The 26,271-nt window shown below is 62.7% G+C and carries 17 protein-coding genes; 4 read left to right on the top strand and 13 right to left on the bottom strand.

Annotated features, from left to right (window positions below; all coding sequences use genetic code 11):
* Nucleotides 1-174: 174 nt before the first annotated feature.
* From der to L2I41_RS00430, 4 genes are all read right to left on the bottom strand, one after another.
* Entirely contained in the window at nt 175-1,581 is a 1,407-nt protein-coding gene (der, locus tag L2I41_RS00445; RefSeq protein ID WP_237151526.1) for a ribosome biogenesis GTPase Der, read from the bottom strand.
* Between the two features lie 125 nt (nt 1,582-1,706).
* Nucleotides 1,707-3,080 (bottom strand): outer membrane protein assembly factor BamB family protein, encoded by a 1,374-nt coding sequence (locus L2I41_RS00440; RefSeq protein WP_237151525.1) that lies wholly within the window; start codon nt 3,078-3,080, stop codon nt 1,707-1,709.
* On the bottom strand, nt 3,077-3,757 hold the full coding sequence (locus L2I41_RS00435) for a tetratricopeptide repeat protein (RefSeq protein WP_237151524.1): 681 nt from the start codon (nt 3,755-3,757) through the stop codon (nt 3,077-3,079). Before L2I41_RS00435 ends, L2I41_RS00440 begins: the two co-directional genes overlap by 4 nt.
* Nucleotides 3,758-3,943: 186 nt before the next feature.
* Nucleotides 3,944-4,519: an NnrU family protein gene (locus L2I41_RS00430; protein WP_237151523.1), complete on the bottom strand. Its 576-nt coding sequence runs from the start codon at nt 4,517-4,519 to the stop codon at nt 3,944-3,946.
* Between the two features lie 379 nt (nt 4,520-4,898).
* Between L2I41_RS00430 and L2I41_RS00425 the strand changes: the two genes are divergently transcribed.
* Nucleotides 4,899-5,492: a L,D-transpeptidase gene (locus L2I41_RS00425; RefSeq protein WP_237151522.1), complete on the top strand. Its 594-nt coding sequence runs from the start codon at nt 4,899-4,901 to the stop codon at nt 5,490-5,492.
* Between the two features lie 4 nt (nt 5,493-5,496).
* On the opposite strand, the gene L2I41_RS00420 is transcribed toward L2I41_RS00425, so the two are convergent.
* From L2I41_RS00420 to L2I41_RS00400, 5 genes are all read right to left on the bottom strand, one after another.
* A complete protein-coding gene (locus tag L2I41_RS00420) occupies nt 5,497-6,519 on the bottom strand; it encodes an asparaginase (protein ID WP_237151521.1) in 1,023 nt (340 codons plus the stop codon).
* Nucleotides 6,520-6,627: 108 nt separating this feature from the next.
* Nucleotides 6,628-7,794: an aminotransferase gene (locus L2I41_RS00415; RefSeq protein ID WP_237151520.1), complete on the bottom strand. Its 1,167-nt coding sequence runs from the start codon at nt 7,792-7,794 to the stop codon at nt 6,628-6,630.
* 1,342 nt (nt 7,795-9,136) lie between these two features.
* Nucleotides 9,137-11,557: a tetratricopeptide repeat protein gene (locus L2I41_RS00410; protein WP_237151519.1), complete on the bottom strand. Its 2,421-nt coding sequence runs from the start codon at nt 11,555-11,557 to the stop codon at nt 9,137-9,139.
* A 913-nt stretch (nt 11,558-12,470) separates the two neighbouring features.
* Nucleotides 12,471-16,109: a transcription-repair coupling factor gene (gene mfd / locus L2I41_RS00405; RefSeq protein WP_237151518.1), complete on the bottom strand. Its 3,639-nt coding sequence runs from the start codon at nt 16,107-16,109 to the stop codon at nt 12,471-12,473.
* A gap of 12 nt (nt 16,110-16,121) precedes the next feature.
* A complete protein-coding gene (locus L2I41_RS00400) occupies nt 16,122-16,415 on the bottom strand; it encodes an FAD assembly factor SdhE (protein ID WP_237151517.1) in 294 nt (97 codons plus the stop codon).
* 333 nt (nt 16,416-16,748) lie between these two features.
* Between L2I41_RS00400 and L2I41_RS00395 the strand changes: the two genes are divergently transcribed.
* Nucleotides 16,749-17,903: a GGDEF domain-containing protein gene (locus L2I41_RS00395; RefSeq protein ID WP_237151516.1), complete on the top strand. Its 1,155-nt coding sequence runs from the start codon at nt 16,749-16,751 to the stop codon at nt 17,901-17,903.
* Nucleotides 17,904-17,916: 13 nt separating this feature from the next.
* Here L2I41_RS00395 and soxR read toward each other — a convergent pair whose 3' ends face one another.
* On the bottom strand, nt 17,917-18,354 hold the full coding sequence (soxR, locus tag L2I41_RS00390; RefSeq protein WP_237151515.1) for a redox-sensitive transcriptional activator SoxR: 438 nt from the start codon (nt 18,352-18,354) through the stop codon (nt 17,917-17,919).
* Between the two features lie 306 nt (nt 18,355-18,660).
* On the opposite strand from soxR, the gene L2I41_RS00385 reads away from it, so the two are divergent.
* Nucleotides 18,661-20,088 carry an MFS transporter gene (locus L2I41_RS00385; RefSeq protein ID WP_237151514.1) on the top strand — a complete coding sequence of 476 codons (1,428 nt, stop codon included), beginning with the start codon at nt 18,661-18,663 and terminating at the stop codon, nt 20,086-20,088.
* A 43-nt stretch (nt 20,089-20,131) separates the two neighbouring features.
* On the opposite strand, the gene cysN is transcribed toward L2I41_RS00385, so the two are convergent.
* From cysN to L2I41_RS00370, 3 genes are all read right to left on the bottom strand, one after another.
* Nucleotides 20,132-22,063, bottom strand: a complete 1,932-nt coding sequence (gene cysN, locus L2I41_RS00380; RefSeq protein WP_237151513.1) for a sulfate adenylyltransferase subunit CysN — start codon at nt 22,061-22,063, stop codon at nt 20,132-20,134.
* Entirely contained in the window at nt 22,063-22,971 is a 909-nt protein-coding gene (gene cysD, locus L2I41_RS00375) for a sulfate adenylyltransferase subunit CysD (RefSeq protein ID WP_237151512.1), read from the bottom strand. The genes cysN and cysD overlap by 1 nt, the downstream gene beginning before the upstream one ends.
* A gap of 303 nt (nt 22,972-23,274) precedes the next feature.
* On the bottom strand, nt 23,275-24,288 hold the full coding sequence (locus L2I41_RS00370; RefSeq protein WP_237151511.1) for a LacI family DNA-binding transcriptional regulator: 1,014 nt from the start codon (nt 24,286-24,288) through the stop codon (nt 23,275-23,277).
* A 293-nt stretch (nt 24,289-24,581) separates the two neighbouring features.
* On the opposite strand from L2I41_RS00370, the gene bglA reads away from it, so the two are divergent.
* Nucleotides 24,582-26,243 (top strand): beta-galactosidase BglA, encoded by a 1,662-nt coding sequence (gene bglA, locus L2I41_RS00365; RefSeq protein ID WP_237151510.1) that lies wholly within the window; start codon nt 24,582-24,584, stop codon nt 26,241-26,243.
* Nucleotides 26,244-26,271 lie beyond the last annotated feature (28 nt).

Below are 26,271 nucleotides of genomic sequence, written 5' to 3'. Positions count from 1 at the left end.
CATGGACCCGCGACCACGCCGGATTCCTTGGCGTCAAATGTCGTCGAAACAGGTGACGATAATCAATGGTCTCGCCACATAGTCACACAGATTTGAACAATGTGACCAGGTACCATCTTGCTGACTCCCCGCTACGCGGGAAGCCGCAAGTACGGTACTGACAAGAGGCTTGGGTCAGCTCTTCTTGTCGAAGGGATTCTCGCCACCCGCGCGCATCTGGATGCGGATCGGTGTGCCCGGCATCTCGAAGGTCTCGCGCAGGCCGTTGACCATGTAGCGCAGATAGCTCTCCGGCATGGCCTCGGGGCGCGATCCGAACAACACGAACATCGGCGGGCGCGTCTTGGCCTGCGTCATGTAGCGGATCTTCAAGCGGCGCCCGGCAACGGCTGGGGGCGGATGATGCTCGAGAAGCCCAGTCAGCCAGCGATTGAGGCGACCGGTGGAGATACGCGTGTTCCACAGGTCATAGGCCGTCATGGCCGCCTGCATGAGGCGGTCAATCCCCTGCCCGTTGATGCCGGACAGCGTGACCAGCTGCACGCCGCGCACCTGCGGCAGCAGGCGTTCGCATTCCTCGCGCAGCTCCTTCAGCTTGGCGACGCGATCCTCGACCAGATCCCACTTGTTGAGACCGATCACCAGCGCGCGGCCTTCGCGCACGATCAGATCGACGATATGCAGGTCCTGCTTTTCGAAAGGGATCGTCGCATCCAGCAGCACGACCACCACCTCAGCGAACTTGATGGCCCTGAGAGCATCGGCCACCGAAAGCTTTTCGAGCTTTTCCTGAACACGGGCCTTCTTGCGTAAGCCGGCCGTATCGAACAGCTTCACCTCGCGACCACGCCATTCCCAGTCGACGGAAATACTGTCACGCGTGATGCCGGCCTCGGGGCCGGTCAACAGGCGATCCTCGCCAACCATGCGGTTGATCAGCGTGGACTTGCCGGCATTGGGGCGACCGACGATGGTCACACGCAACGGCCGCTCGACCTCGGGAACGACAAGATTGCCGTCCTCGTCGACGTCGACATTGGTGATGGCTTCGTCATTCACCGGCGCGGCAAAGCCGAGCTTGTCTTCCAGCGCATCCCGCAGAGCGTCGTAGAGGTCGGCCATGCCCTCGCCGTGCTCGGCCGAAAGCGCGATGGGTTCCCCAAGGCCGAGCTCATAGGACTCAAGCACACCCGGATAGCCCGAGCGTCCTTCCGCCTTGTTGGCGATCAGAATAACCTCACGCCCCATGCGGCGGATAACTTCCGAGAAATGCTTGTCGAGCGGCGTCAGACCGGTGCGTGCATCGATGACGAACAGGATGGCGTCGGCATCGCGAATGGCGGTCTCGGTCTGGGCGCGCATGCGGCCGGCGAGGCTGTCCGGATCGGCTTCTTCGAGACCGGCGGTATCGATGATCTGAAACGACAAGTCACCCAGGCGCGCGTCGCCGGTACGCCGGTCGCGCGTGACACCTGGGGTATCGTCCACCAACGCCAGCTTCTTGCCGACGAGCCGATTGAACAGCGTGGACTTGCCGACATTCGGTCGCCCCACAATGGCGACGGTCGGTTGGGCGGACATGATGGCTATCCCTCAATGGCAATTGCGGCGCCCGGGCTCTCGTCCGTCGCCGCAATCGAAAACGTCTTTGGACGCCCATATAACCCGAGATTGGCGAATCTCGAAGCCCTATCGGCGAAAATGGTTTAGTTTACCGCCGCAAGCAGGCCATCCCCGCCCAGCACCAGCATTTTGCCCGACGCCAGGATCGGCGCGATGGCGCCGGCATAACCCAGATTGGCGGTGTTGCTGACAGCACCCGTCGCCGCATCGACGATCGCCAGGCGCCCGTCGTTGGACACGGCATAGAGCTTGCCGCCGGCCATCACCGGACCAGCCCAAGCGCCCTTCTTGCGGGACTCGGCCGTATCCGGCAACTCCGTCGCCCAGATGACGTTGCCCTTGAGGCGATTGACGGCGATCATGCGGCCTTCGAGATCGAGCAGGAACAGGCTGTCACCTGATACGACCGGCGTATCAGCGCTGCCAATCTGCTGCTGCCACACTGTCTCGCCGGTCTTCAGCGAGATCGCCACCAGCGCCCCGCCGACGCCGGTCGCGTAGACCGTATCGCCATGCACCACGGGGCTGGCAGAGGCGTCACGCAGACCGGTTACGGCAGAGATGTTCGAGCCGCCAGCGATGGTCGCCTGCCACTTCGGAGCCCCCGTCTTCAGATCGAAGGCCAGAACCTGCCCGTTGGCTCCAGGCACGATCACGGTATCAGCGGTCACCGCCGCACTCATCGAACCGAGGAGCGACGCGCCGGACACGTCGGTGGATGCCTTCCAGACAGAGGCACCAGTGGCCTGATCGAGCACGTTAACGGTGCCCGCCTGGGACATCACGATCACCTTGCCGCCACCAACAGCCGGAGCCGACCGCGCCGGGGCATCAATCTTGACACGCCAGAGGATGTTGCTCGTGGCCTTGTCGAGGGCCAGAACTTCGCCATAGCCCGTTGCCACCAGAACCTGGTTGCCGGACACGGCGAGACCGCCGCCGCTGACGGAATCGGACTGCCCGCTGGGATAGGCACTCACATGCCAGGCGGCACCGCCATTGGCGATCTTGTAGCCGGACACGACACCCGAGGCGTCATAGACATAGACGAGCCCGCCGGAAGCCACCGGACGCGCAGAGATGCGGCGCCCACGGCTCGACGACATACCCATGTACTCACTGCCGAAGCCGGACGCGCCAGCCTTCAGCGACCAATAGCGCACCCCCTGGATGGAGCCGGCCACATTGCCAGGATCATTGCTCGCCGGTCCGCCAACCTGCGGCCAATCGCTGCTGGCTGTCGCTGCACCGATCTTGGCGACACCATTGGTGATGCCCCGAGTCGGGTCCGACACTTCAAGCAGAGGCTTGCGGTTGCCGGGATCGACAAGCGGTGCCTTCTTGAAGGGGTTGAGATTGGAGACAGCATCGATCGGGCCGTCCGTACCACACGCCGCCAGCAGCGGCAGGAGCGCCAGCAGCGCGGCCGATATCCGAAGGCGTCTGGTCGTCATCATGATGCAGCCTGATCCTTGAACGCATCGCTGGAGGCCGAGGTCACGAGGCCCTTGAGGATCTGCGCCCTCGACTGGGTGTCGGCCGGCGTCTGCGGATCGTCGAGAAGCTTCTGGATCACGCCAGCAGCCTCGGTCCAGTTCTGCGCCTTGATGGCCGAAAGTGCCAAGAGTTCGCGCGCCGCATGACGCCAGGGCGAGATGTCATTGGTGTAGTTGGCCAGACGCGCCTTCATCTGGTCGAGATTCTCGCTGTCGACGGTGATCATCGCCGCACGAATGGCCGCCAGATCGCGGAAGTCCTGCGTCGCTCCGCTTTCCTTCGACAAGCCCTCGAAAGCGTTGAGGGCATTGTCGGCCTCGCCGGCGGCAGCATGTTCGGACGCCATCCGGAAGCGGGCCAGCAAGGCATAGTCGGCGGGCGCCGAAGATGCGTAGACGGCAAGGCTTTCTGCCAGAGCCTTGTGGTCATTGGCCTTGGTGTCGGCCATCACCTGCAGGAACGCATCGCCAGCGGCGGCGGCCTTGGTGTCGCGCCAATAGGCATAGCCGCGCCAGACACCCGTTCCGATCACCACCAGCACAGCCGCGCCAATGATCAAGGTGTTGTAGCGCTTCCAGAAGGAAGTCAGCTGATCGCGGCGCAGGTCTTCGCCGACTTCGTCAAAAATATCCGCCATGGTCCAGTCCGTCACACCTATTCCGGCATGCGCCACTTGCTATCGCAACAAGCCGACGCATCACCCTGCAGCCGCGCCGGCCAAGCCGACGCAGCGCCCCGATATCATTGCCGTTTACAGGCTTTTGTCTCTCAAATCCAACAGGAAGACGATAATTGCGGCGGATTTTGTACGGCGCACCTGGCGTCAGAGAGCAAGCGGGGAAACGCCGATCAAAACCTCATGCAGGTAGAACAGCATTACGAGATAGACGGCGAGCCCGAGGCCGACCGCCAGAAGATCGTTGAGCGGGCGCGCCTTGAGATCGACGTCAACCGTCAGCGGCCGCTTCTTGGCGGCAATGCGAGCCACCACGGCCCATGCCAGCAAGGCGCCGAACAGCACCATGTCGGCCAGGGTTCCGTTGGCCAGAAGATGGGAAAAGGCCCAGATCTTGACCGCCAGCAGCATGGGATGCTTGGCCGCCTTCTTGATGCGACCGGGCATATAGGCGGCAAACAGCAGCGGGAAGACAAACAGCATCAGCGTCAGGGTGATGTGGCGCGTGAACAGCGGCGGATCCCAGACGATGACGGGCGTCTCGCGGGCAACGCCATAGCCCCAGATCAGCAGAACCAATCCGGACAGGGACAGAAGGGAGTAGAGGCCGCGCCACTGATTTGCGCCGAGTCTCGCAATCGCCCGCTCACGCAGTTGCGGCGCAATGATCGAAATCGAATGCGTGCCAATGAAAAGCACCAGTCCCAACACCAGAAAGACCATGCGAAACTCCCAGTCATCCGGCCAGCTCAGCGGCCAGCCCAATCCTTTGCAACATGCGCAACGCATGCGTTGATAGCGGTGAGAGTGCGCGCTGTCGCCTCAAATCTTTGTTGAACCGCCGCCTCTCAATGCCCTAATATGATGACAACTCGATCCAGCGCGCACATCTTTTTTTGAACGCCGACGACTTGACCGAGCGGCCGAAGAACAGGCCAGCATATTGGCATTAATAGTAAAATAGTCTGCAATTCCTCATTTCACTGACCAAACACTTGATGGCGCACCGGGGTATACGCCCATGCATCCAAATTTTCCTAAAACCGCATATAATAACTTAACCAATCGGCCCGATCATGACGCTGTCGTTTCGGGGGTCGTCATGTCTCGCTTCCTCGCCCTTTGCGGCTTTGCTGCCATTGTTGCTTTTTCCAGTCATTCCGCCTTCGCCGTTTCGCTTGAGGCCACACCGCCGCCAAGCGCAGACGAGTTGGGCATGCGCCCATCCATCAGCGCCACCACGCCGGCACCGCAGCTGGCCATGACCATGGCGCCGCTGTCGGAAGTGGCATCGACTGTTGCCTTCGCCGGCCCCAACTCGCGCCACGCCCTCGGCCCGAGGGTCTTGGTTCGCGTCGACATCTCGCTCCAGCGCATGCTGGTGATCGTCGACGGCAAGACCAAATACGATTGGCCCGTCTCGACCGCACGCCGCGGATACAAGACGCCCACGGGCTTCTGGACGCCCTATCGCATGCATGTCATGTGGCACTCGCGCAAATATGACAACGCGCCGATGCCCCATTCCATCTTCTTCAACGAGGGCTACGCCATCCACGCCACGCCCTATATCAAGCGCCTGGGCACGCCGGCGTCGCATGGCTGCGTTCGCCTGCATCCGGACAATGCGACGCTGCTCTACAGCCTCGCCAGCGAATACGGCAAGGCGTCCATGCGCGTCGAAGTGATGCCGTAACCGGTCAGCCCATCGCCTGAATCAGCGCATCCGTCACGCGGATCTCGCCAGCCAGCTCGCCTGCCCAGGTCTTGATCGTGGGGTTGGCGAGCTTGGTCATTTCCGCGTGGGCGGCATCATCGGGGCTGATCTTGAGCAGCTTCATCAGGATCGCCGCCGTCACAGCCTCCGAAGCGCGCGCCGCGCCATCGTCGATCTTCAGCGCAACGCCGAGGCCCAGCGACTTGATCGCCGCGGTGAACACGCCCTCGGCGCCGGTCTTGACCATGGCGCGATCGCCGAGAGCAGCCATCGCCCGCGTGCAGAATCGTCCCGTTCCCGCCACCATGAACGGATCGGCCGCCGCCGCCAGACGCAGCCGGTCGGCCGCCTTGGCGCGCTCGGGGCCGAGGCCGACGCCGGTGACGAAGCGGGCAAAGCCATGGGCCATCGATCGGGTGGAAATGGCGAAGGTGGGGATGGAGCAACCATCGATGCCGCAGATGTCCTGAGCATGCGGCGTACCGGTCATGAACGCGCCGGCGGCAATCACCTCGTCCATCACCGGATGCCCGGCCTTGTGATAGCCCTCGGGCGAGACACCCATGGCCACCGCAGTGCAGAGAAAGCCCGCATGCTTGCCCGAGCAGTTGTTGTGCACCTTCAGCGGCTTGCCGCCGGCGGCATGGATCGCGGCGTGATCGTCCTCGCGATTGGGCCAATGCGCACCGCAGACAAGGCAGCTCTCGTCGAGGCCGGCCTTGGCCAGCATGGATCGGGTGGTCGCGATGTGCCGCGCCTCGCCATTGTGCGAGGAGAAGGAGTAGGCGAGCTCCGCGTTGCCGAAGCCGAACTTGTCCGCCGCCCCGCTCTCGATGAAGGGCAGCGCCTGGAAGGGCTTGACGGCCGAGCGAGGAAAACTCGGCCGATCGATGTCGCCCAGCGACCACAGCACCGAACCATCGCCGTCGACGACGGCCACGGCGCCACGATGCCGACTTTCCACCACTCCGCCGCGGGTGACTTCGACAAGAACTGGATTGGACATCGTGAACTCCGGAAATGCGTGTGAGCGCCTGCTAAACCGCCCGCGCGGCATCGGCAAGTCTCAATGCCGAATGCATCATACGCAATTTCACTAAAGCGCGATAAACAGTCACGACCGCTGCCGTTTCAGCCAATCACCCAGACGATTGAGCGCTTCGTCCAGCACATGATCCTGCTTGCAGAAGCAGAAGCGGATGAAGTTGCTGGGCGGATCGGCGGCGTAGAAGGCCGACACCGGCACCGCCGCCACGCCCGCCTCGCGCGTCATCTTGAGGCAGGCCTCGGCATCATCCTGAAGGCCGAGCGGGCCGGTATCGGTGCTGATGAAATAGGTACCGCCCGAATGCAGCACATCGAAGCCCAGCGACTTCAGCCCCGCCGACAAGCGATCGCGCTTGGCCTGCAGCCCGGTCTTGAAGTCGGCATAATAGTCGTCGCCCAGCCGCAAGCCGACGGCGACGGCCTTCTGCAGGTCCGGCGGCGTGGTGAAGGTGACGAACTGATGCGCCTTGGCAATCGGCGCCAGGAGATTCGGCGCGGCCGTCACATAGCCGATCTTCCAGGCCGTCAGCGAGAAGGTCTTGCCGGCCGAGCCGATGCGCACCACCCGGTCGCGCATGCCCTCGAAGCCCATCAGGCTGAGATGCTGCTCGCCGTCATAGACGAGATGCTCGTAGACCTCGTCGGCGATGACATAGGCATCAAACTTGAGACAGAGATCGGCGATGATCTGCAGCTCGGCCCGGCTGAACACCTTGCCGGCCGGGTTCATCGGCGAGTTGATGAGGATCGCCTTGGTCTTGTCGGAGAAGGCCGCCGCCAGTGCGTCCGGATCGAGTTCCCATTTCGGCGGCGCGATGCGCACCAGTTTCGGAATGCCGCCGGCCTGCCGCACGATCGGCAGGTAGCTGTCATAGAGCGGTTCGATCAGCACCACTTCGTCGCCCGGCGCCACAAGGCCGAGGATCGCATCGGTGATCGCCTCGGTGGCTCCGGAGGTGACCATCACTTCCTTCTGCCAATCGACCGGAATGCCCTGAAACCTGAGGCTCGCCTCGGCCACCGCCTGCCTGAGCTCGGGCACGCCCATCATGGGCGGATACTGGTTCGGCCCGGCCATCAGCGCATCGGCGGCGGCCCGGCGGATGATCTCGGGCCCGTCCACGTCCGGAAAGCCCTGCCCGAGATTGATCGCCCCGGTCTCGCGCGCCAGAGACGACATCACCTCGAAGATCGTGGTGGGAAGGCCGGTAAACATCGGGTTCGTGGGCTTCATGAAGACACTGCCTGGAAGATGAGGTGAGCGGACGATACGGAACACCCCTGCCCCCGACAAGGCGCCGGCATTCCAGCAATCCCGCTCCTGACGCAAAATATTTCCTGACTTGCCGGGTTTGTGGGATGCCCCGTGCAACAGGGATGCTGGTGGCAAGGCTTTTGCGTTGGGGGGCAGGTGGTGCGGAGATGATCTGGTGTTTGTCGAGGCGGGTAGATTCCTGATGTCGACGGTTGAACGATCGAATGGCCCACCCTCTCCAACTCTGCCCCGGCAAGATGGGCTTCGAAGGCCGCGAAGAATTGCGGTGACTGCTTTTCGAATTCACCTCTGGTGCTAGGGTGGCTCGCACGCGCGGTCAGGGTGAATTCGGACAGCTGTCACCAGGCAATTCGGGGTGGGAGTCCAGGCGAGGACGAATTGCCTGGTGACAGCTAGCCCAATTCATTGAAAGACCTGAGAAATACCGCCACGCACGGCGCGTGAATTGAGCAAGCAGTCACCGGAATTCTGCGCCCACAAACACAGGCACCTCCGCGAGGCCTCGACCTCCGGAGCTTTGAATGCATCATCTCCCCACAAAGTGCGGGGACGGGAGCGCGGCGGGGCCGCGGTAAGGTTTGGAGTAGGATAGCGGTCGCCCGCGCTCCCGTCCGGTGTGTACGAAGCCTGTCCGGGAGCTCGCGCCCCCGATTTTAAACGGTACGTCTTCAGGGCTGTCCCGGCTTTGGTCAGCGCCTCATGCGAGACACCTCCCGAACCTCCGTCTGCCGTCACGCCCGAGAGCGCGCGGGGAAAGACGGTGGCCCATCGGCCGGAGCCAGGCGGTCCCGGTTACGTAAGGACGGGCTGCGTGACTCATCGCCATCAGTGCCGCCTCCGTCGCTCTGGACCCACCCGACACCCCTATCGCCCTCCTGCTTCAGGGCACCCCGTCGTAGTGCGGGGCAGTGGTACCGAGGTCAGGCTCGCCCGGGACTGCCGCCAGTCGGCAGGCGCGGGACCGGTCCCCGGCCAGATGCTCGGTGCTGGATCCTGACACCTCCCCGCCGGCCACGGATGAGGGGATTATGGGGGAGGACAGGTGGGAGGGGGATAAGATTTTTTTGGGGAGATGGCGGAGGGGGCAATCAACTAGACAGGGGAGCGCATGACTGCTTTGCGCCCCAAGTCCGTCGTTGAGTCGCAAGTGAACGTTTCTCGAAAGCTGACATTATGTTGCCGGCGCCTTCGACCTTCACAAAATCTCCTCATTGCCTACGGCGACGGGTTAGACAGCAGAGTGCGGATTTCACCCACCGTTACTGAGGGGGCACTCAAGTTAATAGCCATTATCGTAGGCTTAACCACTATTCGGCAACTGTATGATCAGATCGTTCCGTCCGATGGAGGCCCATGCTTCTCGAGCAGAACGTTCGTGTGCTGCCCTTTCCTTGCCGGTACGCAGCCCTGCAAGTCGGTGGTGGGTTTGGCCAATCCCAAGAGGATTCGGAATGCTGGCGTACAGCACGAGGGCTTGCTCGTAGCATTTTTCAGCTTTGTCGCGGTTGTCCTGTTCGTGCGCGATGTCCCCTAGGCTTTTCAGGCAATTTGCTTGTCCGAAAGCGGATGCGACAACGCGATAGATATCGATTGCCTTGATGTATAGCGCCTGTGCTTCACCGAACTCGCATCGCCTGAGATGGATATCCCCTTGGCGCTGCATGCAATTGGCTTCGCCACGCGGATCGCCGACCTGAGTAAAAAGCCTGAGCGCCTGCGCATAGCACTCATATGCGCTGTCTGCGTCGCCCCTACCCAAAGTCACATCGCCAAGCCGCCATATACAATTCGCGATATGCAGCGTGTCTTCATGGCGCTCAAAGACCAGCAATGCCTCTTCGTAGGCTTTCTTTGCCTCATTGAGCCGGTCGCCGTACAGAGCGATGTTGCCAAGCTCATAGATGCATGTCGCGCTTCCGCGTTCATCGCCGATTTCCTGATGGAGCTGCCTCCCTCTCTCAAACAGGTCATGCGCTGAAGGATGATCCCATTGCGATATGGCTACATCGCCAAGCCGCCAAGCGCATTTGGCCTGTCCAGCAAGGTTACCAGTCGTCTCGAAAATGCGTAGCGCGCATTCGTAGAATTGTCTCGCGCTATCGTACTGCGAACGGTGGGCTTCGACGTTGCCGACGGCAAGAGCGCACTGCGCTTCAGCTTCTGGCTTGCCCGCGGCCTTGTATGCTTCGACAAGTCGCTTGAGGGGCTCGATGCCACCGATCCCCGTAAATCGAAGAAGCTCTGCATATCCGAACGCCGCATCCGCGACATCTGTCAGATCGCTCGCGGCGAGAGCGTTGTCGAAAGCCGCCTCGATGTTAGCAGTCTCGGGCATTAGGCGGGCAGCTGCAACGGCACCTTCGCGCCAGCCGAGCCTAGGACCGAGTTCTCTCACCAAGCGCAGAAAGTGACGACGCCAGCGAGCAGTCTCTTCCTTATCGAGGGGGTGTAGTCGCAGCACCATGTTCCGAACCGGCGGCAGCAGATCGAGGTGCCCGCGCCGTTGATGCGCAAGCCCGACCGACAAAAGCTGGCGGGCTGCCTCTCTACCGCCTGCCCCAAGCAAGGCTGTTCGATCCAGGATCGCAATACCGGTAGGCAACGGCCCGAGCAGACGAAACAGGGCAAGTCCGCTTTCGTGCAGACGTGGCGACCTCAGCGACAAATCGATGGATCGATCGATTGAAGTGAGGCGCCCCTCAGGCGCGTTTGGAAGGCGCGCGAGCGCCGTGCCTCGATCCTTCCATTCATCCCACAAGTCTTCGAGTGAGTCGTAGGGCGTTGCGCGGTACGCGACCAACTCGATCGCGAGCGGCACGCCGCCGAGTTCGTCAAGGAGTGGAACTAAATGTGAATCGGAGTCGGAAATATTGTCTGCGATTGATCTGAAAAGTTGCATTGAAGCCGCTCGATCGAGCGGCTCGACTCGCACTGGCGCGACTGTCCAGCCTGGACGCAGCGGTACGTCCGCGCCCCGAAGCGCGACGATCATACTCACCGTAGGGACCGCCATAAGCTCTGCAAGGCAATCCTCGACGGCGGTAGAATCCCGCTCCCAAGGTGTTTCGAGGTTATCGAGGAGGATGAGACTTTTCTGTCTTGCCAACTGGCTTTGCGCTTGCCGGAAGCTGTGCCGCGACGGATCGAGGCCCACAGCACGGATTATTGCGGCGCGTAACGGCGCGCTCCCGGTAATCGTTTCAAGCGGTATGAGCCATCGGCGGTGCCGGAAGCGGGCGATGCTGCATGAGTCGATGGCTATGCGCTGGAGAAGGGTCGATTTACCTATGCCTGCCGACCCCAACACCAGAATAGCCGCCTGCGCCTTTCCGGATAGTGCGGCGAGGATCGATTTCGTTTCGACATCCCGGCCAATGCATCGTGCCGGTGGCACAATCGGAAAGGCTGCACGCGGCCTCCGGGGCGACGGCGAATGCGGAGGAAATGCACGCGGTGCCGTCCGTAATTCCTGCCGTTGCTGTGAGTAGGCCAGATTGTCGCCGAACAGGGCCGATTCTAGCGACCTTATGTCGTCCGGGTAGTTCTTGCCTGTGCGCCAGTATCTGACCGTTCTGTCGGAAACGCCGATCGTTTCAGCGAGTTCCTTATTCGTCCAGAGCTTCCCGGCCCTTTCAGGCGAACCCTCAGGGCGCGTGCCGTTGTTTAAGTGCCAGCTCAGCACCTCAGGGAAGGTGCGGCCACTGCTGATCTCCGACGCCATCTTAGCTCGTTTCCACGTGTCTTCCGATTACTGCAGCGACGGGCCTCGTCAGATGAGGATCATAGCAATCCGATCAACCACGGAGATCGGAAATGAAGTTTATCCTCAGCATTATCCTACGACACGCGCTGCCGCTGCTCTACATCGTACAGGCTATCATATACGCAGTTGTCGGCATGACCGTACATGAGGCCGGACTGATGCCCCCGTCTGCTTGCTACTTGGCCTTGTCCGCGATCTGCCTGCTCATTGCTATCTGCCACTGGCGGTCTTCGCGGCGCAACTAGGCTTGCATCCTGCTTCCGTAAATCAACTGTTTCTCGATGAGGGAGGCCATTCAGGCTACTCCGGCCGCTTGTGGTCTGACTATTCCTTTCCACCCGCGTCCATCGAATGTCCGCTTGATTGTCTCATCGTCTGGAAGCCGCTATTCCGCTTCCGGCCGCAAAGCAGCTACTTGGCGAACCCCGACTTGAACCGACCGCCGCCCCCAACAAAAAACACCGGAGCAGTTCCCCGCTCCGGTGCCAAATCTCATCACGCTAATCCCGTCCCCTACTCTCTGCCGAGCACGTTCGCCGTTGAGATGTAGGCGAGTCCGAGAGCATCGGCGACGGCTTTGTAGGTGCGCTTGCCGGCGTGGACGTTGAGGCCGTTGGCAAAGTGGTGTCGCCCGCCAGCGCGGCCTTCCAACCCTTGTTGAACTCCGGGTGGGAGGTCTGGCGACGACGAGTTCCCTGGTGACAGCTAGCCCAATTCATTGAAAGGATGGAGAAAACGCGGCAAGCGATACGCGTGAATTAGGCAAGCAGTCACCGGAATTCTGCGGCGCGGCCCCGTCAAGCCAAGCTCGGAAGGGACGTATCGAGCCAGATATCTTCATGAGTTGGGGCAATCGAGCCCCCCTACCCCGTCACCGCTTCCAGCCGCGGTCCTTCAGGCTCTTGACCGAGGGGAAGCGGCCTTTTTTCACCGGTTCGGGTGGCGGTGGCGGCGGGGTTGGTTTCAGCGACAGTTTCTTGAGGTCGGGCGCCTGCAGCTGGGTGTTGGCGCCGGCCTTGGCGTCGTCGACCATCTTGGCGAGGCGCACCAGAACGGCGGCGGTGCCCTTGAGGCGCTGCTCGGCCTCGGGCCATTCGCGCACCAGCACGATCTTCTGGTCGGGCCGGATCTTGGCCAGCACGCCCTGCTCGCCGATATACTTGACCAGCGCCGCCGGGTTCTCGAACTTGCCGTCGCGGAAGCCGAGCACGATGCCCTTGGGGCCGGCGTCGATCTTCTCCACATTGGTCTTGCGGCAGAGCGCCTTGATGGTGACGATCTTGAGGAGATGCTCCACCTCTTCCGGCAGCGGCCCGAAGCGGTCGATCAGCTCGGCGCCAAAGGCGTCGATGGAACTGCCGTCCTCGAGATCGGCCAGGCGGCGATAGAGCCCGAGCCGCAGCTGCAGATCCGGCACATAATAGTCCGGGATCAGCACCGGCGTGCCGATGGTGATCTGCGGCGACCAGGTGTCTTCGGCCACATCGTCGAAGTTGCCGGCTTTCAGCTGCGCGACGGCCTCTTCGAGCATCTGCTGATAAAGCTCGTAGCCGACTTCCTTGATGTGACCGGACTGTTCCTCGCCAAGGAGGTTGCCGGCACCGCGCAGGTCGAGGTCGTGGCTGGCGAGCTGGAAACCGGCGCCCAGCGTGTCGAGCGACTGCAGCACCTTGAGGCGCCGTTCGGCCACGGTGTTGATCTGCCGCTCGGCCGGCGTGGTGAAGATGGCATAGGCGCGCGTCTTCGACCGGCCGACACGGCCCTTGAGCTGGTAGAGCTGGGCGAGACCGAACATGTCGGCCCGGTGGATGATCAGCGTGTTGGCGGTGGGAATGTCGAGACCGCTTTCGACGATGGTCGTGGAGAGCAGCACATCATACTGGCCCTCGTAGAAGGCATTCATGATGTCTTCGAGCTGGGTCGCCGCCATCTGGCCGTGGGCAATGGCTACCTTCACCTCGGGCACATGCTTGGCGAGGAACTCGGCCCGATCGGAGAGATCGGCGACGCGCGGGCAGACATAGAAGCACTGCCCGCCGCGGTATTTCTCGCGCAGGATCGCCTCGCGCACCACCAGCGCATCGAAGGGGGTGACGAAGGTGCGGACGGCGAGACGGTCGACCGGCGGCGTGGCGATCAGCGACAGCTCGCGCACACCCGTCAGCGCCAGCTGCAGCGTCCGCGGGATCGGCGTGGCGCTGAGCGTCAGCACGTGCACGTCGGACTTGAGTTCCTTCAGCCGTTCCTTGTGCTTGACGCCGAAATGCTGCTCCTCGTCGATGATCAGAAGGCCGAGGTCCTTGAACTCGATGCCCTTGGCGAGCAGCGCATGGGTGCCGACCACCACATCGACGGTGCCGTCGGCGAGGCCGGCGCGGGTGGCGGCCAGGTCCTTGGTCGGCACGAGACGCGAGGCCTGCCGCACTTCGATCGGCAGGCCCTTGAAGCGTTCGAAGAAGGTGCGGAAATGCTGGCGCGACAACAGCGTCGTCGGCACCACCACCGCCACCTGCTTGCCGCTCATGGCGGCGAGGAAGGCGGCGCGCAGCGCCACTTCCGTCTTGCCGAAACCAACGTCGCCGCAGACGAGGCGGTCCATGGGCCGGCCGGCTCCGAGATCGCCGGCCACCGCCTCGATGGCATTCAGCTGGTCGTCGGTCTCGTCATAGGGGAAGCGGGCGGCGAAATCGTCGTAGATGCCTTCCGGCGGTATCAGCACCGGTGCGGTCTTGAGCAGGCGCGCGGCGGCCGTCTTGATCAGCTCGTCGGCGATCTCGCGGATGCGTTTCTTCATCCGCGCCTTGCGCGCCTGCCAGGCACCGCCGCCCAGCTTGTCGAGCTGCGCCTCGGCGTCGTCCGAGCCGTAGCGGCTCAGCAGCTCGATATTCTCGACCGGCAGGAACAGTTTGTCGCCGCCGGCATATTGCAGCTCGAGGCAATCATGCGGTGCGCCGGCCGCCTCGATCGTGCGCAGGCCGATGAAGCGGCCGATGCCGTGCTCCACATGCACCACCAGATCGCCCTCGGCGAGGCTGGTGGCTTCCTTGATGAAATTCTCGGCCTTCTTGCGGCTCTTGGCGCCGCGCACCAGACGATCGCCCAGCACGTCCTGCTCGGCGATCACCACGAAGTCGGGCAGTTCAAAGCCGGTCTCAATGCCGAGGATGGCGAGCGGCAGCTTCTGCGGCGCGGACTTCAGCGCTGCGTCGAGATGCGGAACGCTGTCGGTCGTCCCGGCGCCATGATCGTGCAGCACCTGCTGCAGGCGATCGCGCGAGCCTTCCGACCAGCAGGCGATGATGGCCTTGCGCTTCTCCGCCTTGAGCGTGTCGAGGTATTTGACCAGCGCGTCGAAGATGTTGACGTCGCCCGACGCCCGCTCGGCGGCAAAGCTGCGGCCGGTCTTGCCGCCGAAGTCGACGATCTTGAGCGCGCTCTGCTCCGGACGGGCGAAGGGCGTGAGATGCGCCACGTCGCGGCGGGCCAGGATCGCCTTGGCTTCGGTGTCGGTGAAATAGAGCGCCGACGGCGGCATCGGCTTGTAGGGGGCGCCGGAGCCGCCGGTCTTGAGCGCATCGATGCGTGCTTCGTAGTGATCGGAGACGGTGACCAGCCGCTCGGTGATGGCCTCGTCGGTCAAGGGATCGACGATGGTGGGCGCATCGCCGCAATAGTCGAACAGCGAGCCAAGGCCTTCGTGGAACAGCGGAATCCAGTGCTCGATGCCGGCGTAGCGCCGCCCCTCGGAGATCGCCTCATACATCGGATCGCCGGAGGTCGCGGCGCCGAAGTTGGCCACATAGCCCTGCCGGAAGCGCTTGATCGACGCCGGCGTGATCTGCACTTCGCTCATGGGCACGAGATCGAGGCGCTTCAGCTGTCCGGTGGAGCGCTGGGTTTCCGGATCGAAGGTGCGGATGGATTCCAGCGTATCGCCGAAGAAATCGAGCCGCACGGGCGCTTCCGCACCGGGGGCAAACAGATCGAGAATGCCGCCACGCACGGCATATTCGCCGGTGTCGCGCACCGTCGAGGAACGCGAGAAGCCCGCGTCTTCCAGCCAGCCGGTCAGCTTGGCCATGTCGGCCATGTTGCCAGGCCCGAGCGCCATCACCTGTCCGGCCACGGAGGCCGGCGGCACCACCTTCTGCACGATGGCGTTGACGGTGGTCAGCAGCACGAAGGGCTTGGGTTCCTTGATCCGCGCCGTCAGCTCGGACAGCGTCGTCATGCGCTTGGCGACGATGGCCGGGGTCGGCGACACGCGGTCATAGGGCAGACAGTCCCAGCCGGGGAACTCCAGCACGCCGATCTCGGGCGCGAAGAAGGCGAGCGCCCGCTGCAACTGCTGCAGCCGCTGGCCATCGCGGGCCACATAGACGGCATCAAGCCCGGTGCGCTTGCCCGATCGGACCATCTCGGCCAGCACCAGCGCCTCGGCGCCATCGGGCACCGAACCAACGGTGACGGAACGGAATTCCTTGAAGATCTCAGACCACTTGATGGACATCGGACGAAACGGTCAGTCGGTCAGGGGATGGGCGGCGGCGTAGGCGAGCACCTTGGCCAGGACGGCCGTGCGAAACTGCTCCGGCGTCTCCTGCTTGCCGAGGATCCAGCCAAACAGGTCCTTGTCCTCGACCTCCATCAGCGCCTCGAAATCATCGAGCTCGGCCTCGAGCAGGTCGCCCACATGCGCGTCGGCAAAGCGACCAAGAAGCAGGTCGAGCTCCCGCGTGCCGCGGTGCCAGGCGTGATAGAGGATACGCCGACGACGCGGGCTGAGATCATCGGACGTACGCGAAAGACCGGACATGACATGGATCCTCGAAAGACACCCGCGTTCTAATTTGGTTCCGGGCGCCTGTCACGCGGTTTTAAGACAGAAATGGAGGCAAAGACGCCGTGTCTGGCCGCGCCGGACGCAGTGCCAAGGCTAGACATTATTAACCTTTCGACAACCAAACCAGGAAGCTAACAATTTTCGTTAGTGAACAGCCCCCTGCTCTAGCGGTTTTGTTAACGCCAGCGGCATAGCGTTTTGACCATATAAGAGAGTGGATCAGGGCTTGAGGCGCGTATGCATGTACTGGAGCTTCCAACGCTATTGACCGTGAGCATCTGCCTGGCAGCATGCAATATCGGCATCATGGCACTGGGTTGGACAGCGAGTCGCAACTCCAGTCACTTCGTCTATTGGGGCGCCAGTTACGCGGCTTTTCTCGTAACCATGATCCTGCTCATGGGGCGCGCGCTGCTTCCCGACGCCATGTCCATAGGCTTTGCCAACGGCCTCGGCCTGCTTGGCTACGGACTGGCCTGGCTGGGCCTCAAGAAGTTTGCCGGCCGCATCACCTCTTCCGACATCGCTTTCTCCTTGTCCGGCATTGTGATCTGGTTCCTGTTTGCAACCTTGACCAAGCAATATGAGTCGATCAACGCCCGCACCATTCTGATTTCGGCGCTGAACGTCGCCTTCTCGTTCGCCGTGATTCGCGAAGTTCGGCTTCTGCGCCAGCAAGAGCCGCTTTCATCCTATACGTCCCTGATCGGGATGTTCTCGATCCACAGCGTGAGCCACATCGCTCGCATCGGACTGGTCCTGACCGCCCCCTTGCCGGAAGGCTCCGACGCCCTCCCCCGCTATGGATGGTATGTGTGGATCGGCCTTGAAGCCGCGATCAGCATGGCCTTCATGGGCCCGAACCTGCTTGCGATGCACAGCCAGCGCACGGAACGCAAGTTGCGCACGGCAGCGGAAACCGACTCGCTCACCGGCCTGTGCAATCGGCGAATCTTCATGAAGAGCGCCAAGCAGATGGTCGAAGCCTCCACAGGCAGTGGCGCGCTGATCCTGTTCGATCTCGACCATTTCAAGAGCATCAACGACACGCATGGCCACTCGGTCGGAGATATGGCGCTGGTTGCCTTCGCCGATGCGCTATCGGCCAGGATCCAGGAGCCGGACATCTTCGCTCGCGTCGGCGGCGAGGAGTTCGCCCTCTACATGCCCCACGCCAGCGCCGGCATTGCCACCAGCTTTGCCAGCCACCTCCGCCAGTGCGTTCGCGACATCAACATTCCAACCAATGATCAGCCGATCAAGCTGAGTGTCAGCTGCGGCATTGCCGCCATTTCGGAGACTGGGCCGAACTTCGAGCTCCTGCTGACGGCGGCCGATACCGCGCTCTATGATGCCAAACGCACGGGCCGCGACCGAGCGGTCGTCTTCTCCAAGGCCATGCGCCTGAAGATGTTCCTGGGAGCGTCCGGCACGTCCAATCTGGACTCCATGGTGATCTGACGCCTGAAAGGCATCACCTTTCCAGGAACACAGCCCCCACGCCATCGCAAGCGGCCTTGTCCTCGTCGTTGAAAATGGAACAGCGATCCATCGACAGGCAGCCGCAGCCGATGCACTCGCCAAGCCGATCCCTCAGGCGCTCCAGCTTGGAGATCCGCGCCTCCAGCATGTCGCGCCATCCGCTCGAAATGGCTTCCCAGTCGTCGCGTCCAGGCGCCCGCATGTCCGGCAGCTTGCGAAAGGCGTCCTGAACCTGCTTGAGCGGAATGCCGAGCTCCTGCGCCGCCCGGATCACAGCCAAGCGTCTGAGAACGTCGCGATCAAAGCGTCGCTGATTGCCGCCGGTGCGACGGCTCGTGATCAGACCGAGCCTCTCGTAGAAGTGCACCGCTGAAACGGCCACACCGCTGCGAGCCGCGACCTCGCCGACAGAAAGTTCCGCATGCGCCATTTTTCGCTTTACCTCAACCATTGTTGAGGTTGTAGCTTGCTGCAAATCCCGTCGCAACGAGGTCTGCTGACGATTACCGGCAGGCTTTTCGGATAGGTATCGGAACCAAATCAGGCTAACACAGCTCATTGCTGCGTTTGCGGGAGCCCTTGAGCGTGTCCCGGATCGGACGGAATTTGTCGGATCGATCTGGAAGTGCTCGGGGTTCAAAGGCTTGAGCTACCGCTGTTCGATCATGGTGTTCCAACATGACCGGCGGATGTGCCTGGGCCGCCGAAGGCGTTGAACCAAAGGACTTGTTGTTTCATGACCGACCAGATCCACCCCACCGCGGCCACGCAAAATGGCCGCTGGGCGGAGCTTTTGCAGCCGCGACTGGCGCCGGCTACAATCATGATTTCGCTTGGAATTGCGATCTTTGCCTTCAACGCCTTCATCGTATCGACCACCATGCCGACGGCGGTGGGCGAGCTGAATGCGGCGGCCTATCTGTCCTGGACCTTCACCGCCTATACCACCGCCTCCATCGTCACCGGCTCGGCCGCCAGCCTGGCCAAGCTGCGCCTGGGTGACCGCATGTCGCTGGTGCTCGGCAGCCTCACCTTCCTCATCGGCAACAGCCTGGTGGTCTGGGGCAACGACATCATCATGGTCATCCTCGGCCGCCTGCTGCAGGGCGCCGGCGAAGGCCTTGTGTCCGCCATTTGCTATTCCCTGGTGCCGCGGCTCTTCCCCGGCAATCTGGTGGCCAAGGTGTTTGGCGTCGAGGCCACCGTCTGGGCGGTCGCCGCCTTCGGCGGGCCGGCACTCGCCGGCTGGATCACAGAGACTTGGTCGTGGCGCGCGGCCTATAATGTGAACGTGCCGGTGGTGGCGATCTTCATCTTGCTGGTGCTGCGCACCATCCCGGCTCACGAAGCCGTCGCCACGGCAACGCCATTCCCGGGTATCAGGCTCGGTCTGGTGGCCGGCACCATGGGTGCCATCTCGCTGGCCGCTGTCATCGAAAGCCCGGTCTATCAGCCGTTGCTCATTGTCGCGGCCATTGCCATGGCCGCCCTTGCCTATCGCATGGATCGACGCGCGCCCTTTGCCCTTCTCCCGACCGGAGCCTTCCGGGTCAGTTCACTGGCCGGCATGGGCCTTGCGGCCGTCGTGCTGATGCCGATCGCCCAATCGGTGACCAGCCTGTTCACGGTCTTTGCCGCGCAGCATCTGTGGGGCTACAGCACCACCATGGCCGGCATCCTGGGGTCGGCGCTCGCCACCGCCTGGAGCCTGACCGCCATTGGTGTCGCCAGCCTGAAGAGCCGTTCGCGCGCCATTTCCCTTGTGGTCGGCGGCTCGCGCGGCCTTGTCCTCGGCCTGGCACTGGCCGCGGCGACGCTGTTCGTCTCCTCACCGTCGGGCTATATCGCGGCGACGGTCTTCGTCGGCATGACCATGGGCATGTCTTGGGCCAATCTGTGCCAGACCATCATGGACGCAAGTCCGGCCGGCGAGCGCGACAAGGCTTCGTCTCTCTTGCCGACGCTGCAATCCATGGGCTACGCCGCCGGGGCGGCGCTGAACGGCCTCGTGGCCAATGTCGCGGGATTTGCCGGCGCCCACTCGCCTGACGACCTGAGGATGGCGCTCACCATCACTTTCGTCTTCGCAACGCTGGCAGCGCTGATCCCCGCCTTTGCCGTCACGCGCATGGCAACGCTGAGCCGCTCGGCCGGGCGGCTGTGAGACGCCCCCATCGGGGCGTCCCACCGGTCTGCGATGAAACACGTCAGATCGAGTAATCGCCGAAGATCGAGCCGGCGCCGAAATACTCGCGCTTGTCGAGCCAGGCCACGATCTGATCGGCCAGTTCCTCGGAGGTATAGGCTGTCGTGTCCAGCGTCAGCTCGGGATTTTCCGGCGCCTCGTAGGGCGAGGAAATGCCGGTGAAGTTCTGGATCTTGCCTTCACGCGCCTTCTTGTAGAGCCCCTTGGGATCACGCGCTTCGGCGACGTCCAGCGGCGTGTTGACGAAGATCTCGACAAACTCGCCATCCTCCAGCAACTCGCGAGCCAGCTGCCGCTCGGAGCGGAAGGGCGAGATGAAGGACACAAGAACGATCAGGCCCGCATCGACGAACAGCTTGGCCGTCTCGGCCACGCGGCGGATGTTCTCCACGCGGTCGGCGTCGGAGAAGCCGAGGTCCTTGTTGAGACCGTGCCGGACATTGTCGCCGTCGAGCGTGAAGGTGTGCCGATCGAGCGAATGTAGCCGACGCTCCACGAGATTGGCAATGGTCGACTTGCCCGAGCCCGACAGGCCGGTGAACCAGAGAACAACCGGCTTCTGTTGCTTGGCAGCCGCACGCGACTCCTTGGTGACATCCAGCGCCTGCCAGTGAATGTTGCTGGCGCGCCGCAGGCCGAAATCCACCATGCCCGCACCAACCGTGAGATTGGAGATGCGGTCGATGACGATGAAGGCGCCGGTGTCGTGATGCTCGCAATAGGGATCGAAGGCGATCGCTTCGCTGAGCGCAAAGTTGACCACCGCAACCTCATTGAGCGCCAGCGTCTTCGCCGCCAACTCGCTGAAGGTGTTGACGTCGATCTTGTGCTTGATCTCGGTGACCTGACCGGGCACCAGCTTGGTGCCGAGCTTGATCAGATAGGGGCGCCCCGGATAGAGCGGCTCGTCCGCCATCCAGATCAGATGCGCGGCAAACTGATCGGACACTTCCGGGCGATTGTCCGGCGCCGTCAGCACATCGCCGCGCGAGATGTCGATCTCGTCGTTGAGCGTGATGGTCACCGCCTCGCCGGCGCCGGCTTCCGGCAGATCGCCATTATGCGTGACAATCGCCTTGACGGTGGAGGACCGGCCGGACTTGGCAACCACGACGGCATCGCCCGGACGCACAAGCCCGGAGGCGATGGTGCCCGAGAAACCGCGGAAATCCAGATTGGGCCGGTTCACCCACTGCACCGGCATGCGGAAGGGCTTGGCCACCAGATCCTGCTCGATGTCCACCGTCTCCAGGTGCTCGACCAGTGTCGGCCCGGTGTACCAGGGCATGTTCGGACCGCGTTCGAGCACGTTGTCGCCGAAGCGCGCCGACAGCGGGATCGGCTGGAAGGTATGGAAGCCGAAGTCGGCGGCAAACGCCTTGTACTCGGCGACGATCCTGTTGAACACGTCTTCCGAATAGCCGGCGAGATCGATCTTGTTCACCGCCAGCACCACGTGCCGGATGCCCAGCAGCGAGGCGATGAACGAGTGACGCCGCGTCTGCGTCAGGATGCCGTAACGGCTGTCCACCAGGATGACGGCCAGATCGGAGTTGGACGCGCCGGTCGCCATGTTGCGCGTATATTGCTCGTGGCCCGGTGTATCGGCGACGATGAACTTGCGCTTGTCGGTGGCAAAGAAGCGGTAGGCGACGTCGATGGTGATGCCCTGCTCGCGCTCGGCCTCGAGGCCGTCGACCAGCAGCGCAAAGTCGATGTCCTCACCCACCGTGCCGTGCTTCTTGGAGTCCTTCTCCAGGCTTGCCAGCTGATCTTCGAACAGCAGCTTGGTGTCATAGAGCAGACGGCCGATCAGCGTCGACTTGCCGTCGTCCACCGAGCCGCAGGTCAGGAAGCGAAGAAGGCTCTTCTTCTCGTGGCGAGCGAGATATTCCGTGAAGGCCGAAACGTCGAGGGATTCCAGGGCGCTCATCAGAAATAGCCTTCCTTCTTCTTCTTTTCCATGGAGGCGCTGTCGTCATGGTCGATCAGACGGCCCGAGCGTTCCGAGGTCCGCGCCAGCAGCATTTCGCGCACGATTTCCGGCAAGGTCGCGGCCGGGCTCTCGATGGCCGCCGTCAGCGGATAGCAGCCGAGCGTGCGGAAGCGGATCAGGCGGTTCTCGATGGTTTCACCTGATGCGATCGGCATGCGTTCGTCGTCGACCATCAGAAGCTGGCCGTTGCGCTCCACCACCGGGCGCTCCTTGGCGAAATAGAGCGGCACGATGGGGATGTTCTCGAGGAGGATATACTGCCAGATGTCCAGCTCGGTCCAATTGCTGAGCGGGAACACGCGAATGCTCTCACCCGGGCGGACGCGCGAATTGTAGAGCTTCCACAGCTCCGGACGCTGGTTCTTGGGATCCCAGGCGTGGGTTGCCGTGCGGAAGGAGAAGATGCGCTCCTTGGCGCGACTCTTTTCCTCATCGCGCCGGGCGCCGCCAAAGGCCGCGTCAAAGCCGTGCGCCGTCAGCGCCTGCTTCAGCGCCTCGGTCTTCATGACGTTGGTGTAGACGGATGAGCCGTGGGTGAAGGGATTGATGTTGTCGCGCTTGCCGTCGGGGTTGGTGTGCACGATCAGATCCAGACCGAGCCGCTTGGCCGTCTCGTCGCGAAACGAGATCATCTCGCGGAACTTCCAGGTGGTGTCCACATGCATCAGCGGGAACGGCGGCTTGGACGGATAGAAGGCCTTCATCGTCAGGTGCAGCATCACCGACGAGTCCTTGCCGATGGAATAGAGCATCACCGGATTTTTGAATTCCGCGGCCACTTCACGAATGATGTGGATGGATTCGGCTTCGAGCCGCTTCAGATGGGTCAGACGATCCTTGGACACTGGCACGACACCCCTTCAAGGCCACCGCGCCACGCGAGTGACCTGCCAAGCCTTGCCATATGCGCAGCCCGGCTTCCTATGAAGCCACGGGTACCAAGGCAACATCTGGCGAACAAGGATAGGCGCATCGTATTTCCGGTGCCGATTAGAATATTTTACCTCGAAAGCAGCGGTCAGCCGAAACGTCAGCTCAAAACCGCGGTTCCGCCCTCTAAATCGAGCAAAATAGTCCCGCCTTCGACGGACTTAAGTCCGGATCGTCCGCAGAGAAATGAGCGTTGCCAACCAGCCCGGAGGGGCTCCTCAAATGGCCGGAGCCGTGGAGCTGCGCACGATCAGATCCACCTTCCAGACTTCCTGGACAAGAGGCGCCTCACCGGCGAGCCGCCCGAGCGCGATCTCGGCCACGCGCGCCCCAGCCGTACGGATGGAGGATCGCGTCGTCGTCAGCGGCGGGTGCATGTGATCGGGCTGGAAGGCCGGCATGTCGTCGTCATGGGCGACAATGGACAGGTCGCGCGGCACGTCGAGGCCGAGTTCGGCCGCCGCCCGCAGGGCGCCAAGCGCCACCAGAACCGATGCACACAGCAGCGCCGTCGGCCGGTCCGGACGCGCCAGCACCTGACGGGCGAGGCGGTAGCCATTCTCGACGGTCATCGGCGCATGATCGACAGAAAGCAGAGAAGGATCGATCCCCGCCTCGGCATAGGCACCGGCAGCCCCCGCCAACCGATCCGCCGCAAAGGTGAAGCGGTCCTCGCCGTTCAACATGGCGATCCGCTGATGACCGAGATGGATCAGGAACCGCGTCGCATGCAGGAAGGCGTCCCGGTTGTCGATGTCCAGGAAGGCGACGCCATCGGACTCCGGTGGGCGGCCGTGCACCACGAAGGGAAAGCCGATGTCCTTGAGCAGTTCCATGCGCGGGTCAACGTTGCGCGGCGACGAAATCAGCACGGCGTCAACGGTGCCGTCCTGCGCCAGACGGCGATATGTGGAGAGCTCGCCCGCCTGCGTCGTCGGACTGACCAGAATGTCAAACCCGGCCTGGCCGCAGGTCTCGGCAACGCCGGCAAGAAACTCGACATAGAGCGGATCGAGCAACACGTTGCTTTCCATTGGAAAAACAACGCCAAGCGCGTGTGCCTTGCCGGTCGCAAGCCGCCGGGCGGCGGGGCTGGCCCGATAGCCATGACGCTGCGCCGCAGCCAGGACGAGCTCCTTCGTCTTGGCATTGACTTCGGGATAACCGTTGAGCGCCCTGCTGACGGTGGTCTGCGACAGCCCCAGTTCCGCAGCCAATTGTTTGAGATTCATAGCTCTATCAAAACACCCAATGGAAACCGCGACGGTTTCGCCGGAACTTCGGCCAGCAAACCGACCCCCGCCAGTTTCATTAGCCAGCCCCTTCTTTAGCACGATTTCCGCCGTGAACACAAAGGCTTACCGATCAATCCCCCACATTCGGCAAACAGCTTTCGCCACACAACGCCCCCTTTGGTTGAACCGGCCGCAAAAGAGCTGGCCTTATGCCTTTCGCTGATGCAAAACTCGTGGGAAAAGTGAAGGTGTTCCTCGGTTCCCGCCCCCACGGAAAGACGCAGACAACCATGAATCAGCATGTCACGGCCCCCATCAAGACCGATCGCGCTTCAAATCCAGACTGGTGGCGTGGTGCCGTGATCTACCAGGTTTATCCGCGCTCGTTTCAGGACACCAATGGCGATGGAATCGGCGATCTGGCCGGCGTGACCGCCCGTATCGACTACCTGCAGGAACTGGGCATCGACGCCATCTGGCTGTCGCCCTTCTTCACCTCCCCCATGAAGGACTTCGGCTACGACGTCTCGGACTATTGCGACGTCGATCCGATCTTCGGCAATCTCAAGGACTTCGACGACCTCATCGCCGCCGCCCACGCGCGCGGCATCAAGATCATCATCGATCAGGTGATCTCGCACACCTCCGACCAGCACCCATGGTTCAAGGAAAGCCGCTCGTCCAAGGACAACCCCAAGGCCGACTGGTACGTGTGGGCGGAAGCCGCGCCCGACGGCACCGCACCCAACAACTGGCTCTCCGTCTTCGGTGGCCCGGCCTGGGAGTGGGACAGCCGCCGCTGCCAGTTCTTCATGCACAACTTCCTGGCCAGCCAGCCGGACCTCAACTTCCACAATCCGGACGTTCAGGATGCCCTGCTTGGCGTGCTGAAATTCTGGCTGGACCGCGGCGTCGACGGTTTCCGCCTGGACACCGTGAACTACTATTTCCACGACGCAAAGCTGCGCAACAACCCGGCCATGCGGCGCAAGCCCTCGGCCAACGACGCGCCGCTGGTGAACCCCTATGGCCGCCAGAAGCACCTCTACGACAAGACGCAGCCGGAGAACGTCGCCTTCCTCGCGCGCATGCGGGCACTGCTGAACCAGTATCCCGGCACCACCACCATCGGTGAAGTGGGCGACGGCGAGCGGTCGCTGGAGACCATGGCCGCCTATACCGCCGGCGGCGACAAGCTGCACATGTGCTACACCTTCGACCTGCTCGGCGGCGAATACAGCCGCGACTTCTTCGAGCGGACAATGAAGACCTTCGAGGCCAGGGCCGGCGACGGCTGGCCCTGCTGGGCCTATTCGAACCACGACGTGAAGCGGCACGCCTCCCGCTTCCTCGACAAGACCCAGGATCCCGTCCGGCAGGCCAAGCTGCTGGCCACGCTGCTGATGAGCCTGCGCGGCTCGGTCTGCCTCTACGAGGGCGAAGAGCTTGGGCTGACCGAAGCCGATCTCGCGTTTGAAGATCTGGTCGATCCCTATGGCATTCGCTTCTGGCCCGAGTTCAAGGGACGCGACGGTTGCCGCACGCCGATGGTCTGGAGCGCCGACGCGCCCTTCGGCGGCTTCTCGAGCGCCAAGCCCTGGCTGCCCGTGCCCGATGAGCACAAGACCAGGGCTGTCGATCAGCAGCAAGGTGTCCCGGGCTCCGTATTCGAGCACTACCGGGCGATGATCGCCTTCCGCAAGACCCGCCCTGCCCTGATCTCCGGCTCGATCAGCTTCCTGCCGACCCGCGGTGACCTGCTCGCCTTCGTCCGCCAAGCCGGTGCGTCGAAAATGCTGGTGGTCGTCAACTTCGCCCAGAAGCGGGCGCGCTTCACGCTCCCGGCGGACGTGAAAGTCGCAACCGCTGCCGATCTTGGCTTCGGCGCCAGCCTCAAGGGCGACGTGATCAAGCTCGGGCCGGAAGATCTCTTCATCGCCGACCTCGCCTGATCTGTGCCGAATAGGAACAAATACCCGC

Origin of the sequence: Oryzibacter oryziterrae (genome assembly GCF_021864535.1) — a bacterium.
Lineage (GTDB): Bacteria > Pseudomonadota > Alphaproteobacteria > Rhizobiales > Pleomorphomonadaceae > Pleomorphomonas > Pleomorphomonas oryziterrae.
This window is presented reverse-complemented; position numbering and strand designations above follow the sequence as displayed.

Excerpts from the sequence above, each read along its gene's own strand:
- der (WP_237151526.1), bottom strand. The coding sequence starts at position 1,581 with ATGTCCGCCCAACCGACCGTCGCCATTGTGGGGCGACCGAATGTCGGC.
- L2I41_RS00440 (WP_237151525.1), bottom strand. The coding sequence starts at position 3,080 with ATGATGACGACCAGACGCCTTCGGATATCGGCCGCGCTGCTGGCGCTC.
- L2I41_RS00435 (WP_237151524.1), bottom strand. The coding sequence starts at position 3,757 with ATGGCGGATATTTTTGACGAAGTCGGCGAAGACCTGCGCCGCGATCAG.
- L2I41_RS00430 (WP_237151523.1), bottom strand. The coding sequence starts at position 4,519 with ATGGTCTTTCTGGTGTTGGGACTGGTGCTTTTCATTGGCACGCATTCG.
- L2I41_RS00425 (WP_237151522.1), top strand. The coding sequence starts at position 4,899 with ATGTCTCGCTTCCTCGCCCTTTGCGGCTTTGCTGCCATTGTTGCTTTT.
- L2I41_RS00420 (WP_237151521.1), bottom strand. The coding sequence starts at position 6,519 with ATGTCCAATCCAGTTCTTGTCGAAGTCACCCGCGGCGGAGTGGTGGAA.
- L2I41_RS00415 (WP_237151520.1), bottom strand. The coding sequence starts at position 7,794 with ATGAAGCCCACGAACCCGATGTTTACCGGCCTTCCCACCACGATCTTC.
- L2I41_RS00410 (WP_237151519.1), bottom strand. The coding sequence starts at position 11,557 with ATGGCGTCGGAGATCAGCAGTGGCCGCACCTTCCCTGAGGTGCTGAGC.
- mfd (WP_237151518.1), bottom strand. The coding sequence starts at position 16,109 with ATGTCCATCAAGTGGTCTGAGATCTTCAAGGAATTCCGTTCCGTCACC.
- L2I41_RS00400 (WP_237151517.1), bottom strand. The coding sequence starts at position 16,415 with ATGTCCGGTCTTTCGCGTACGTCCGATGATCTCAGCCCGCGTCGTCGG.
- L2I41_RS00395 (WP_237151516.1), top strand. The coding sequence starts at position 16,749 with ATGGCACTGGGTTGGACAGCGAGTCGCAACTCCAGTCACTTCGTCTAT.
- soxR (WP_237151515.1), bottom strand. The coding sequence starts at position 18,354 with ATGGCGCATGCGGAACTTTCTGTCGGCGAGGTCGCGGCTCGCAGCGGT.
- L2I41_RS00385 (WP_237151514.1), top strand. The coding sequence starts at position 18,661 with ATGACCGACCAGATCCACCCCACCGCGGCCACGCAAAATGGCCGCTGG.
- cysN (WP_237151513.1), bottom strand. The coding sequence starts at position 22,063 with ATGAGCGCCCTGGAATCCCTCGACGTTTCGGCCTTCACGGAATATCTC.
- L2I41_RS00370 (WP_237151511.1), bottom strand. The coding sequence starts at position 24,288 with ATGAATCTCAAACAATTGGCTGCGGAACTGGGGCTGTCGCAGACCACC.
- bglA (WP_237151510.1), top strand. The coding sequence starts at position 24,582 with ATGAATCAGCATGTCACGGCCCCCATCAAGACCGATCGCGCTTCAAAT.